The sequence below is a fragment of the Streptomyces sp. NPDC048297 genome (assembly GCF_043201585.1).
Classification (GTDB): domain Bacteria; phylum Actinomycetota; class Actinomycetes; order Streptomycetales; family Streptomycetaceae; genus Streptomyces.
This window is the reverse complement of the sequence record NZ_JBICZA010000017.1, coordinates 141820-154495: the sequence shown is the minus strand read 5'-3', so window position 1 is coordinate 154495 and position 12676 is coordinate 141820. Positions and strand designations below refer to the sequence as shown.

Annotated in this window: 10 protein-coding genes and 1 pseudogene; 3 read left to right on the top strand and 8 right to left on the bottom strand. The window is 72.2% G+C overall.

Going from position 1 to position 12676, the window contains the following annotated elements; all coding sequences use genetic code 11:
- Positions 1–241: 241 nt before the first annotated feature.
- Both ACGFYV_RS20510 and ACGFYV_RS20505 read right to left on the bottom strand, forming a co-directional pair.
- The gene (locus ACGFYV_RS20510; protein ID WP_393879819.1) at positions 242–730 is read right to left on the bottom strand and encodes a TIGR03668 family PPOX class F420-dependent oxidoreductase; all 489 of its coding nucleotides are present in this window, start codon (positions 728–730) and stop codon (positions 242–244) included.
- A gap of 17 nt (positions 731–747) precedes the next feature.
- Positions 748–1401, bottom strand: coding sequence for a phosphoribosyltransferase (locus ACGFYV_RS20505; protein WP_393879818.1), 654 nt, complete (start codon positions 1399–1401; stop codon positions 748–750).
- A gap of 219 nt (positions 1402–1620) precedes the next feature.
- Between ACGFYV_RS20505 and ACGFYV_RS20500 the strand changes: the two are divergent.
- Positions 1621–2483, top strand: a pseudogene (locus tag ACGFYV_RS20500) (polysaccharide deacetylase family protein).
- Between the two features lie 69 nt (positions 2484–2552).
- The gene (locus ACGFYV_RS20495; protein ID WP_393879817.1) at positions 2553–2996 is read left to right on the top strand and encodes an SRPBCC family protein; all 444 of its coding nucleotides are present in this window, start codon (positions 2553–2555) and stop codon (positions 2994–2996) included.
- 144 nt (positions 2997–3140) lie between these two features.
- Here the strand turns inward: ACGFYV_RS20495 and ACGFYV_RS20490 are convergent, their stop codons facing one another.
- The 6 genes from ACGFYV_RS20490 to ACGFYV_RS20465 form a co-directional block, all read right to left on the bottom strand.
- On the bottom strand, positions 3141–3782 hold the full coding sequence (locus ACGFYV_RS20490; protein ID WP_393879816.1) for a LysE family translocator: 642 nt from the start codon (positions 3780–3782) through the stop codon (positions 3141–3143).
- Positions 3783–3868: 86 nt separating this feature from the next.
- Complete coding sequence (locus ACGFYV_RS20485) at positions 3869–5020, bottom strand: XdhC family protein (RefSeq protein WP_393879815.1); 1152 nt, start codon at positions 5018–5020, stop codon at positions 3869–3871.
- A 54-nt stretch (positions 5021–5074) separates the two neighbouring features.
- On the bottom strand, positions 5075–6532 hold the full coding sequence (locus tag ACGFYV_RS20480; RefSeq protein WP_393879814.1) for an NCS2 family permease: 1458 nt from the start codon (positions 6530–6532) through the stop codon (positions 5075–5077).
- Between the two features lie 159 nt (positions 6533–6691).
- Positions 6692–9073 carry a xanthine dehydrogenase family protein molybdopterin-binding subunit gene (locus tag ACGFYV_RS20475; RefSeq protein ID WP_393879813.1) on the bottom strand — a complete coding sequence of 794 codons (2382 nt, stop codon included), beginning with the start codon at positions 9071–9073 and terminating at the stop codon, positions 6692–6694.
- Between the two features lies 1 nt (position 9074).
- Complete coding sequence (locus ACGFYV_RS20470) at positions 9075–9650, bottom strand: (2Fe-2S)-binding protein (RefSeq protein WP_393879812.1); 576 nt, start codon at positions 9648–9650, stop codon at positions 9075–9077.
- Positions 9650–10543: an FAD binding domain-containing protein gene (locus ACGFYV_RS20465; RefSeq protein WP_393879811.1), complete on the bottom strand. Its 894-nt coding sequence runs from the start codon at positions 10541–10543 to the stop codon at positions 9650–9652. The genes ACGFYV_RS20470 and ACGFYV_RS20465 overlap by 1 nt, the downstream gene beginning before the upstream one ends.
- 354 nt (positions 10544–10897) lie before the next feature.
- Between ACGFYV_RS20465 and ACGFYV_RS20460 the strand changes: the two genes are divergently transcribed.
- A complete protein-coding gene (locus ACGFYV_RS20460) occupies positions 10898–12571 on the top strand; it encodes a PucR family transcriptional regulator (RefSeq protein WP_393879810.1) in 1674 nt (557 codons plus the stop codon).
- Positions 12572–12676: the final 105 nt, after the last annotated feature.

Genomic DNA, 12676 nt, shown 5'->3' with positions numbered 1-12676 from the left:
ACCCCGGCACCGACAACTGCCCGCCCGGTGCCTCGGTACGGGCGATCCAGAGCGGCATCCGTAGCCACGACGTGACGGCTCGTTCCCCTGTGCGCGTCATGTCAATCGAGGCTACTCCGTGTGTCGTGCCGTTACCACAGGTGTGCACGAGGTCGTCACGGGCGGAAAGGAGCCAGAGGGCGACCCGATGACACTCCATCAAAGGCCAGCGTTTCGTGGGGAGTTGGCGAACCACGATGAACTACCCGTCCGGGCGGGCCTCCCAGCCGCTCCACCGGTCCACGGTGACGGCGACGACCGGTCCGGACGGTGGACGGTCCCGGTACTGCGGGTACTTGGCGCACAGCGCCGCGACGGCGGTCGCGTACGACCGCCACACGTCCGGGTCGTCCGGGTCCGGGTGCAGGATCCGGGCCTCGCCGTCGGCGCGGGCCCACCACAAACGGTCCCAGTCCTCGTCGTAGACGTCCACGAGCAGGCACACCGAGGGATGTGCGGCGATGTTGGCCAGCCGGCGCAGCCGGACGGTGGACTTGGGTTTGTGGTCGACGGCGGTGACGATCCGGTCGGCACCGTCAGCGCCGTCAGCACCGTCGGCGCCGACGGCGCTGTGCCGGGCGAAGACGACCGGCACCTGGTGGGGGCGGCCCGCCGGGTCGAGCGTGGCGAGCCGGGCCACGCGGGCCGCGGTGAACCGGCGTCGCGCCTCGGCCGCGTCCAGTACGGGCATGCCGGCTCCCTCGGGGTTCAGTGCGCCTGGAGCGCGTGCAGCACGTCGAGCACGTCGGCGTCGGTCAGCTGGCCGAAGTCGTCGTACCACTGGCCGACGGCGCTGAAGCCGGCCGGCCGGAGCGGGCAGAGCACCATGTCGGCCTCGGCGGCGAGCAGGTCGAGGGAGTCCGGGGCGCCGACCGGGACGGCCAGCACGAGCCGGGCGGGCCTTCCGCGCCGTACATGGCGCAGGGCGGCGCGGGCGGTGGCGCCGGTGGCCAGGCCGTCGTCGACGACCACGACCGTACGGCCCGTGACCTCCGGGGGCGGCCGGTCGCCGCGGTAACGGCGCTCGCGGCGCTCCAGCTCCCGCCGTTCCCGCTCCACGGCGTCGGCGAGCCGGCCCTCGGTCAGGCCGAGGTGTCCGAGGGTGTCGGTGTCGAAGAGGGGCGGGTCGTGCGCGGCGAGGGCGCCCACGGCGAACTCCTGGTGGTGCGGGGCACCGATCTTGCGGACGACCAGCACGTCGAGCGGGGTGCCGAGGGCGCGGGCGACGGGCGCGGCCACGGCGATCCCGCCGCGCGGCAGGGCCAGGACGACGACGGGGCCGGGCAGCTCGCCCCGGTCGCGCAGGCCCTTCAGCAGACCCGCGAGCGCGCGGCCACCCTCGGCACGGTCCCGGTAGCGCATGGGTCCGTCCTCTCGCCGGAGGTCAGCGGAGGGGTGTTCCTCCGTCGCATCTCCATGGTGCTACGGCGATGAGGGCCGCGGCGCGCAGGCGGCACGGGGACGGCACGGAGGTGGCTTCCGCGCGGTGCGCGAGCGGCGAGCATCAAGCAGCGAGCGGCGCGATCGACACGCCGCAGAAATTCGCACACATGAACTATAAACTGTGTGTATAGTCCCGGCATGCCTCAGCTGACACCGACCGGATCGACCGAGAAGAACCCCGCCGCCCTGCCGACCTCGCGGTCCGCACGGACCTCGCGGTCCGCGCCCAGGAAGATGATCGGAGCGGCCCGGAGGTTGCGTCCGGCCGCGCTCGTCTCCGCGGCGGCCTGCCTGGCCTGACCCTGTCCGGCTGCGCGGAGGTCGACACGACCTCACCGAGCAGCGCGCGCGGCGCGGCGGCACACGGGACGACACAGGCCCGGTTCGGGAGCGTCGACTGCCGCGCGGCGAAGTGCATCGCGCTGACCTTCGACGCGGGGCCCAGCGAGAACTCGGCCAGGCTGCTGGACATCCTCAAGGAGAAGGAGGTCCCGGCCACCTTCTTCCTGCTCGGCAAGCGGCACATCGAGAAGTACCCGGAGCTGGTCAGGCGGATGGCGGCCGAGGGCCACGAGGTGGCCAGCCACACCTGGGACCACAAGATCCTCACCCGCGTGTCCGACGCGAAGATCCGCGAGGAACTGAAGCGGCCCGACGACGCGAGAGAACGGCTCACCGGGCACAAGCCCACGCTGATGCGCCCGCCGCAGGGCCGCACGGACGCCGATGCGCACAGGATCGCCGAGGAGTTGGGGCTGGCGGAGGTGCTGTGGACCGTGACGGCCAAGGACTACACGACGAACGACTCCGCGCTGATAGAGAAGCGGGTCCTCGACCAGTCGTCCCGGGACGGGATCATCCTGCTGCACGACATCTACCCGGGCACCGTGCCCGCCGTACCCGGCATCATCGACGCGCTGAAGGCACGCGGCTACGTCTTCGTGACGGTGCCTCAACTGCTGGCGCCCGGAAAAGCGGAGCCCGGGAAGGTGTACCGCTGACGGCCCGACACCTGGGACATCGGGGGGCGAACGCGCAGGTGACGGGCGCCGGTTGCCTACGATCGTGCCGTGCCCCTCTTCACCCTCGAACGCATCGTCCCGCTCCCTCCCGGCGAGGCGTGGCGCCGGCTCACCGACTGGCCGCGCCACGGTGACGTCGTCCCGCTGACCCGGATCACCGTGCTCACCCCCGGGCCGGCCGGCGCGGGCACCCGTTTCACGGCCCGCACGGGCATCGGCCCGCTCGGCTTCGAGGACCCCATGGAGGTCACGGTCTGGCTGCCGCCGGACGACGACGAACCCGGCCTGTGCCGACTGGAGAAACAGGGGAGGGTCGTGCTGGGCTGGGCCGAGATCGAGGTCCGGCCTGCTCCCGGCGGCCACTCCCGCGTGGTGTGGCGGGAGGACCTGCGGGTCCGCTCCCTCCCTCGCTTCCTCGACGGTCTCGTGGAGGTCGCGGCGCGCCGGATGTTCGGGCGGGCGGTGAACCGGCTGCTGCGGCGACGCCCGTGAGCGGACGGCCCACGGCGCCGCCCACCACGCCGGCGGCCGGGGTGCGGGCCCGGCGCAGACAGCGCCGGGATCCCGGCCCGACGGAGACAGGGCTGGAGTCCCGGCCCGCCGGAGACAGCGCCAGCGTCCGGGCCCGCCCCTGACTCAGTCCTTGCGCCCCGTCGCCGCCACCGTCACCCCCAGGCCGATCATCGTGAGTCCGCCCACCCCGCCGACGGCGGCGAGCCGCCGGGGCGAGCGGGCGAACCAGTTCCGGGCGGCGGAGGCGATCAGCCCCCAGACGCTGTCGGACACGAGGGCGATGACGTTGAAGACCAGGCCGAGCAGCAGCATCTGGGCCGGTACGTGCCCCTGGCCCGGGTCGGCGAACTGGGGCAGGACGGCGGCGAAGAACACGATCGTCTTGGGGTTGGCCACACCGACCGCGAACCCCTCCCCCAGCGTGCGCAGCGGCCCGCCGTGCACCGCGGGCCCGGAGTCGGCGAAGGCGGTCCGCAGCGAGCCGCGCTGCCGCCAGGCCTTGACGCCGAGGTGCACGAGGTAGGCGGCGCCCGCGAGCTTGAGGACGGTGAAGGCGAGGACCGAGCGCTCCACGATCGTTCCGATGCCGAGCGCGACGGCGACGACGAGCACGTAGGCACCGAGCGTGTTCCCCACGACCGTGGTCAGCGCGGCCCGGCGCCCGTGCGCGAGCGCCCGCCCGATCACGAACAGCACACTGGGGCCGGGCACGACGATCAGCAGGAAGGACAGGGCCGCGAAGGCCGGCAGCCGGTCGGTGGACATGGCCTCATGCAAGCACGGGGGCCGGGCCTGGCGGCAACCGCTTTTCCGGCACCGCGAGCCGCCCCCCTCCCCATGGAGTGCCGCCCTCAGGCCACCGACCCGATCCGGCCCGCCGGCCGCGACGTCATGTCGTGGTGGATCGGGGTGTGCGCGCCCGTCAGGGCCACCCCGCTGCCGCCGCGGCGCGCGGCGACGATCTCCGCGCCGATCGACATCGCCGTCTCCTCGGGCGTGCGGGCGCCGAGGTCGAGGCCGATCGGGGACCGCAGGCGGGCGAGTTCGAGTTCGGTGACGCCGACCTCGCGCAGGCGCTCGTTGCGGTCGAGGTGGGTGCGGCGGGAGCCCATCGCGCCGACGTAGGCGACCGGCAGCCGCAGGGCCAGTTGCAGCAGGGGGATGTCGAACTTGGCGTCGTGGGTGAGGACGCACAGGACGGTCCGGGCGTCGACGTCCGTGCGCTCCAGGTACCGGTGGGGCCACTCGACGACGATCTCGTCGGCGTCGGGGAAGCGGGTGCGGGTGGCGAACACCGGGCGGGCGTCGCACACGGTGACGTGGTGGCCGAGGAACTTGCCGACCCGTACCAGCGCGGACGCGAAGTCGATCGCGCCGAAGACGATCATCCGGGGTGCGGGGACGGAGGACTCGACGAGGACCGTGAGCGGGGAGCCGCAGCGCGAACCCTGCTCGCCGATCTCCAGGGTGCCGGTGCGGCCCGCGTCCAGGAAGGCGCCGGCCTCGGCGGCGACGGTCCGGTCCAGCTCGGGGTGGGCGCCGAAGCCGCCGTACCGGGAGCCGTCGGGGCGGACGAGGAGGGCCCGGCCCAGCAGTTCGGCCGGTCCGTCCACGATCCGCGCGACCGCCGCCGCGTCCCCGCGGTCGGCGGCGGCCAGCGCGGCCGCGAACACCGGTCGGGCGGGACCGTCCGCCCGGACCGGCGTGACGAGGATGTCGATGACGCCGCCGCAGGTCAGACCGACGGCGAAGGCGTCCTCGTCGCTGTACCCGAAGCGCTCCAGCACGGTCTCGCCGTCCTCGAGCGCCTGTCGGCACAGGTCGTACACCGCGCCCTCGACGCATCCCCCGGAGACCGAGCCGATCGCCGTGCCGTCGGCGTCCACCGCGAGGGCGGCGCCGGGCTGGCGCGGGGCGCTGCCGCCGACGGCCACCACGGTGGCGACGGCGAAGTCACGTCCCTGCTCGACCCACCGGTTCAGCTCCTCGGCGATGTCCAGCATCTCTCGGTCTCCTCACGGGGGTTGCGTACGAAGGGCGTTGGGGAATGGGGGCGGCTAGTGAACCCCGAGCCAGCCCTCGATCGGATGCAGTGCGAAGTAGATCAGGAAGATGACCGTCAGACCCCACATGAAGGCGCCGATCTCGCGGGCCTTGCCCTGGGCGGTCTTGATGGCCACGTAGGAGATGACGCCCGCGGCGACACCGGTGGTGATGGTGTACGTGAACGGCATCAGGACGACGGTCAGGAAGACCGGGATCGCGGTGGCGCGGTCGGCCCAGTCCACGTGCCGGGCGTTCATCAGCATCATCGCGCCGATGACGACCAGGGCGGCGGAGGCGACCTCCTGCGGGACGATCGCGGTGACCGGGGTGAAGAAGAGACAGGCCGCGAAGAGCAGGCCCGTGACGGCGGAGGCCAGGCCCGTGCGGGCGCCCTCGCCGACGCCGGTGGCCGACTCGATGAACACCGTCTGGCCGGAGCCGCCCGCCACACCGCCGATCGCGCCGCCTGCGCCGTCGATGAACAGCGCCTTCGACAGGCCCGGCATACGGCCCTTGTCGTCGGCCAGCTTCGCCTCGGTGCCGACGCCGATGATGGTGGCCATCGCGTCGAAGAACCCGGCGAGCACGAGCGTGAAGACGATCATGCCGACGGTCATGGCGCCGACCTTGCCCCAGCCGCCGAACTCGACGTGCCCGAAGAGCGAGAAGTCGGGCATCGAGACCGCGCCGCCGTGCAGTTCGGGAGCGCCGTTGGCCCACTCCTTGGCGCTGACGACGCCGGCGGCGTTGAGGACCGCGGCGACGACCGTGCCGGAGATGATGCCGATGAGAATGCAGCCGGGGACGTTGCGGGCCTGGAGCATGAAGATCAGCAACAGGGTGCCGGCGAAGAGCAGGACGGGCCAGCCGGCGAGTTCACCGGCGGGGCCGAGGGTGACCGGGGTGGCCTTGCCCTGGTGCACGAAGCCGGACTTGTAGAAACCGATGAGGGCGATGAACAGGCCGATGCCCATCGTGATCCCGTGCTTGAGCGCGAGCGGGATCGCGTTCATGATCATCTCGCGGAGGCCGGTGACGACCAGCAGCATGATGACCACGCCGTACATCACGCACATGCCCATGGCCTGCGGCCAGGTCATCGCGGGGGCGACCTGCGAGGACAGGACACCGGAGACGGACAGGCCCGCGGCGAGGGCGAGCGGCACCTTGCCGACGAAGCCCATGAGCAACGTGGTGAGGGCCGCCGCGAACGCGGTCGCGGTGATCAGGGCCTTCTGGCCGAGCGTGTCCCCCGCCGCGTCCTTGCCGGACAGGATGAGGGGGTTGAGCAGAAGGATGTAGGCCATCGCCATGAAGGTGGTGACGCCGCCGCGGATCTCGCGCGAGACCGTGGATCCTCTTCTGGATATGTGGAAGTACCGGTCGAGCCAGGACCGACCCGCGGGGACGCGACTGCCGTCGCCGGCGTCCTCGGCCGCGGTCCTGGGCTCCACAGACTGCTGGGTCATGGTGCCATCTCCCAAGGTTCACAGGGGCACCCGTGCGCACGCCGCAGGCGGCGCACGGGATTTGGGGTATGGACGACCCGGGGGACGGCCCGAGACGAACATTGGGGGGCCGGGGGGACGAAGTCCCCCCAGGAAAACACCGGTTGGGACCCCGTAGGGTCAGGTGCCCGTGAGGTGCTCGGGCCGCACCGGTGTGCGGTCGAGCTCCAGTCCGGTCGCGTTCCGGATCGCCGCGAGGACGGCCGGGGTGGACGACAGGGTCGGGGCTTCACCGATGCCGCGCAGCCCGTACGGGGCGTGGTCGTCGGCGAGTTCGAGGACGTCGACCGGGATGGTCGGCGTGTCGAGGATGGTCGGGATGAGGTAGTCCGTGAAGGAGGGGTTCCTGACCTTCGCGGTCTTCGGGTCGACGATGATCTCCTCCATCACCGCGACGCCGAGGCCCTGCGTGGTGCCGCCCTGGATCTGGCCGATGACGGAGAGCGGGTTGAGCGCCTTGCCGACGTCCTGGGCGCAGGCCAGTTCGATGACCTTGACCAGGCCGAGTTCGGTGTCGACCTCGACGACGGCGCGGTGCGCGGCGAAGGAGTACTGCACATGGCCGTTGCCCTGGCCGGTGCGCAGGTCGAAGGCCTCGGTGGGCCGGTGCCGCCACTCCGCCTCGATCTCGACGCTCTCGTCCTCCAGTACGTCGGCCAGGTCGCCGAGGACCTCGCCGCCGTCGGTGACGACCTTGCCGCCCTCCAGCAGGAGTTCGGCCGTCGCCCAGGCGGGGTGGTAGGTGCCGAACTTGCGCCGGCCGATGTCCAGGACCCGTTCGCGGACGAGTTCGCAGGCGTTCTTCACGGCGCCGCCGGTGACGTACGTCTGGCGGGAGGCCGAGGTCGAACCGGCGCTGCCGACCTGGGTGTCGGCGGGGTGGATGGTCACCTGGGCGACGCCCAGTTCCGTGCGGGCGATCTGGGCGTGGACGGTGACACCGCCCTGGCCGACCTCCGCCATCGCGGTGTGCACGGTGGCGACCGGCTCGCCGCCGATGACCTCCATGCGGACCTTGGCGGTGGAGTAGTCGTCGAAACCCTCGGAGAAGCCGACGTTCTTGATGCCGACCGCGTAGCCGACGCCGCGGACGACGCCTTCGCCGTGCGTGGTGTTGGACAGACCGCCGGGCAGCTGCCGTACGTCGGCGCCCTCGCTGGACTCCCACTGGCGCTCGGGCGGCAGGGGCATCGCCTTGACGCGGCGCAGGAGTTCGGCGACCGGGGCCGGGGAGTCCACCGGCTGCCCGGTCGGCATGATCGTCCCCTGCTCCATGGCGTTGAGCTGGCGGAACTCGACCGGGTCCATGCCCAGTTCCTTGGCCAGCTTGTCCATCTGCGCCTCGTAGGCGAAGCACGCCTGGACGGCGCCGAAGCCGCGCATGGCGCCGCAGGGCGGGTTGTTGGTGTAGAGGGCGATGGCCTCGATGTCGACGTCGTCGACGACGTACGGGCCGACCGCCAGGGACGAGGCGTTGCCGACGACCGCCGGGGAGGCGGAGGCGTAGGCGCCGCCGTCCAGGACGATCCGGCACTTCATATGGGTCAACTTGCCGTCGCGTGTGGCCCCGTGCTCGTAGTACAGCTTGGCCGGGTGCCGGTGGACGTGGCCGAAGAAGGACTCGAACCGGTTGTAGACGATCTTCACCGGCTTGCCGGTGCGCAGCGCGAGCAGGCAGGCGTGGATCTGCATCGACAGGTCCTCGCGTCCGCCGAACGCGCCGCCGACGCCGGACAGCGTCATGCGCACCTTGTCCTCGGGCAGGCCGAGGACGGGCGCGATCTGGCGCAGGTCGGAGTGCAGCCACTGGGTGGCGATGTAGAGGTGGACGCCGCCGTCCTCCTCGGGCACGGCGAGGCCGGACTCGGGGCCGAGGAAGGCCTGGTCCTGCATGCCGAAGGTGTACTCGCCCTTGACGACGACGTCCGCGCGCCTCGCGGCCTCGTCGGCGTCACCGCGCACGATCGGCTGGCGGTGCACGATGTTCGGGTGCGGGACGTGGCCGATGTGGTGGTCGTCGCGGCCCTCGTGGACGAGGATCGCGTCCGGCGCGGTGGCGGACGCCTCGTCGGTGATCACCGGGAGTTCGCGGTACTCGACCTTGATCTTGGCGGCGGCGCGGCGGGCCGTCTCCGGGTGGTCGGCGGCGACGATCGCGACCGGCTCGCCGTGGTGGCGCACCTTGCCGTGGGCGAGGACCGGGGTGTCCTGGATCTCCAGGCCGTAGTTCTTCACCTCGGTGGGCAGGTCGTCGTACGTCATGACCGCGTACACGCCCGGTGTGGCCAGGGCCTCGCCGGTGTCGATCGACACGATCTCGGCGTGGGCGACGGTGGAGCGCAGGATCTGGCCCCAGAGCATGTCCTCGTGCCACATGTCGGAGGAGTACGCGAACTCTCCGGTGACCTTGAGGGTGCCGTCGGGGCGGAGCGTGGACTCGCCGATGCCGCCCTTGGTCCGGGTGCCCTGCGTGATCTTCGTAGGAGCGCCGTTGGCCGGCATGTCAGACCCCCTCGGACTGGCGGGCGGCCGCCAGGCGGACCGCGTCCATGATCTTCTCGTAGCCCGTGCAGCGGCACAGGTTGCCCGACAGCGCCTCGCGGATGTCCGCGTCGGTCGGGTTCGGGTTGCTCTCCAGCATCTCGTCGGCGGCGACGAGCAGGCCCGGGGTGCAGAAGCCGCACTGGACGGCGCCGGCGTCGATGAACGCCTGCTGGATCGGGCTGAGTCCGGCGCCCTCGCCGGTCTGCGAGTCGGTGCCCTTGGCCTGCCATCCCTTGGCCTCGTCCAGCGAGGTGCCGCACACCCCGGAGTCCCCGCAGGAACGCTGCCTGGCGTACTCGGCCAGGCCCTCGACGGTCACGACCTCGCGGCCCTCGACCTGGCCGGCCGCGACCAGGCAGGAACAGACCGGGACGCCGTCCAGGCGCACGGTGCAGGAGCCGCACTCGCCCTGCTCGCAGGCGTTCTTGGAGCCGGGCAGGCCGAGGCGCTCGCGCAGGACGTACAGCAGGGACTCGCCCTCCCAGACGTCGTCGGCCTCCTGCGGGCGTCCGTTGACGGTGAAGTTGACGCGCATCACGCAGCTCCCTCAGTGGTGCGGCGGGCGCCGCGGTACGACTCCCAGGTCCAGGTGAGCGTCCGGCGGGCCATCACGCCGACCGCGTGGCGGCGGTAGCTCGCGGTGCCCCGGACGTCGTCGATCGGGTTGCAGGCGGCGGAGCACAGGTCCGCGAACTGCTTGGCGACCGACGGGGTGATGATCTTTCCGTTGTCCCAGAAGCCGCCCTCGTCGAGCGCCGCGTTCAGGAACTCCTCCGCGGCCTTCGCCCGGACGGGCGTGGGCGCGGCCGAGCCGATGCCGGTGCGGACCGTGCGGGTCTCGGGGTGCAGCGCGAGACCGAAGGCGCACACCGCGATGACCATGGCGTTGCGCGTGCCGACCTTGGAGTACTGCTGCGGTCCGTCCGCCTTCTTGATGTGGACGGCGCGGATCAGCTCGTCGGGCTGGAGCGCGTTGCGCTTGACCCCGGTGTAGAACGCGTCGATCGGGATCAGGCGGGTGCCCCGGGCGGCCGACTCCACCTCGACGTCCGCGCCGGCGGCGAGGAGGGCGGGGTGGGCGTCACCGGCGGGCGAGGCCGTGCCGAGGTTGCCGCCGACGCCGCCGCGGTTGCGGATCTGCGGGGAGGCGACCGTGTGCGAGGCGAGCGCGAGGCCCGGCAGCTCGGCACGGAGATTCTGCATGATCCTGGTGTACGGGACCGAGGCCCCCAGTCGTACGGTGTCCTCGCCGGCCTCCCACTCGTAGAGGTCGCCGACGCGGCCGAGGTCGAGCAGGTACTCGGGCCTGCGGTGGTCGAAGTTGATCTCGACCATCACATCGGTGCCACCCGCAATCGGCACAGCGGTGGGGTGCTCGGCCTTCGCGGCGAGCGCCTCCTCCCAGCTGGCGGGGCGAAGGAAGTCCATGACCGGCTCTCTTCTTCGTCTCGTGGGTCGTTCGGATTGAGCCAATCCGTGTGCGGCGGGCCCGGCTCGTTCATGTCCTGTTAACGCGCAGTGGAGTCAGTACACCGCCGAGTACTCCGGCAGGGTCAGTCACCGAAACCATGAAGGAGTTGGCTGGCCACGGCGGGCATCTTGTAGATTCGTATGAACGGAGGTCATCGGTAACCTCTCCGTTTTCCTCGGGAAACGCAGGAAACAGCCGGACGACCTGGGAGAGGTCCCCGGAGAAGGCCTGGCCACCACCGCGCCGGACCGCTCCCCGTCGTCCACCCAAGATCCATCGTAGTTTTCTAGACACAGAACGGCGGCGACGAGATGCGGCTGCGCGCACTCCTGGACACCGATGCGCTGGGCCTGCGGCTGCTCGGCGGCGAGGACGAGCTGGACCGCTCGGTCCGCGGCGTCATGACCACCGACCTGCGCGACCCGAGCCGCTACCTCTCCGGCGGCGAACTCGTGCTGACGGGCCTGGCCTGGCGCCGGGACGCCGACGACTCCGAGGCGTTCGTACGACTCCTGGTGCAGGCCGGGGTGGCCGCGCTGGCCGCCGGTGAGGCCGAGCTGGGGGACGTGCCGGAGGACCTCGTACTGGCCTGCGCCCGGCACCGGCTGCCGCTGTTCGCCGTGCACGAGTCGGTGGCGTTCGCGGCGATCACCGAGCACGTCGTACGGCAGGTCTCCGGCGAGCGCGCCGGGGATCTCGCGGCGGTGGTGGACCGGCACCGGCGGATGATGACCGCGGGCCCCGCGGGCGGCGGCCCGGACGTGGTCCTCGACCTGCTCGGCTCCGACCTGGACCTGCGCGCCTGGGTGCTCTCGCCGACCGGCCGGCTGATCGCGGGCTCCAAGGTCGCGGGCCCGGCGCTGCCCCCGGACAGCTGCGCGAAGCTCGCCGCCGAACACCTCTCGGCGACCCGCGCCGGGCGTCGCGGACCTCACCGAGTCCTGCTGGACGGCAGCACGTACTCCCTGTTCCCGATCCGCTCCTCCGGCCGCTCCCCGCAGGCCGCCCGGGACGTGCGCGAGACGGTCCTGTCGGACTGGCTGCTGGCCGTCGAGGCGGACGCCGGGGACTGGCCGGCCGAGCGGCTCGACCTGCTCCAGGGCGTCACCCAGCTGATCGCCGTCGAGCGGGACCGCAGGGACGCGGCGCGCACGGTACGGCGCCGGCTCGCGCAGGAAGTGCTGGAACTGGTGCAGACGGGTGCCGCGCCCGCCGAGATCGCCGCACGCCTGCGCGTCGCGGCCCCGGTCCTGCTGCCCGGTCTGGGCGCGGCCCCGCACTGGCAGGTGGTCGTGGCCCGCGTCGAGTGGGAGGGCGCGGAGTCGGAGGGCGGTCCGGTCGCGCAGTCGCTGCTGGAGGAGATCCTGGTCGACCCGCTGGCCACCGGCCCCGAGCCCTCCGACCGCATCGCCGTGGCGCACACCGGCGACGAGGCGATCGCCCTGGTCCCGCTGCCCGCCGTCTCCTCCGAGCACGACGGCTCGGAGACCGGGCTGCTCGCCGACGCCCTGCTCCAGGCGGTGCGCGAGCCGCTGTCGGGGGGCCTGGACGACGACGGCCGGCTCACCCTCGGCGTCAGCGCCGCCGTCCACTCGGCGGAGGGGCTGCGCGGCGCCCTGGAGGAGGCCCGGCACGCCCGCCGGGTCGCCGCGGCCCGCCCCGGCCGGGTGTGCGCGGCCGGCCACCAGGAACTGGCCTCGCACGTCCTGCTCCTGCCGTTCGTCCCCGACGACGTCCGCCGCGCCTTCACCGCCCGCCTGCTGGACCCGCTCAAGGACTACGACCGCCGCCACCGCGCCGAGCTGATCCCGACGCTGGAGGCGTTCCTTGACTGCGACGGCTCCTGGACCCGCTGCGCCACCCGTCTCCACCTGCACGTCAACACGCTGCGCTACCGGGTGGGGCGTATCGAGCAGTTGACGGGACGGGACCTGTCGCGCCTTGAGGACAAGCTCGATTTCTTCCTCGCACTGCGCATGAGCTGAGGTCAGCGGGACGCGAGGCGGACGGGTCCGCTCGCTCCCGGCCTGCGACACTTTGTGAAATCTTTCACCCACCCTCTTGGCCCGGTGCCGATATTGGTGCTGGAA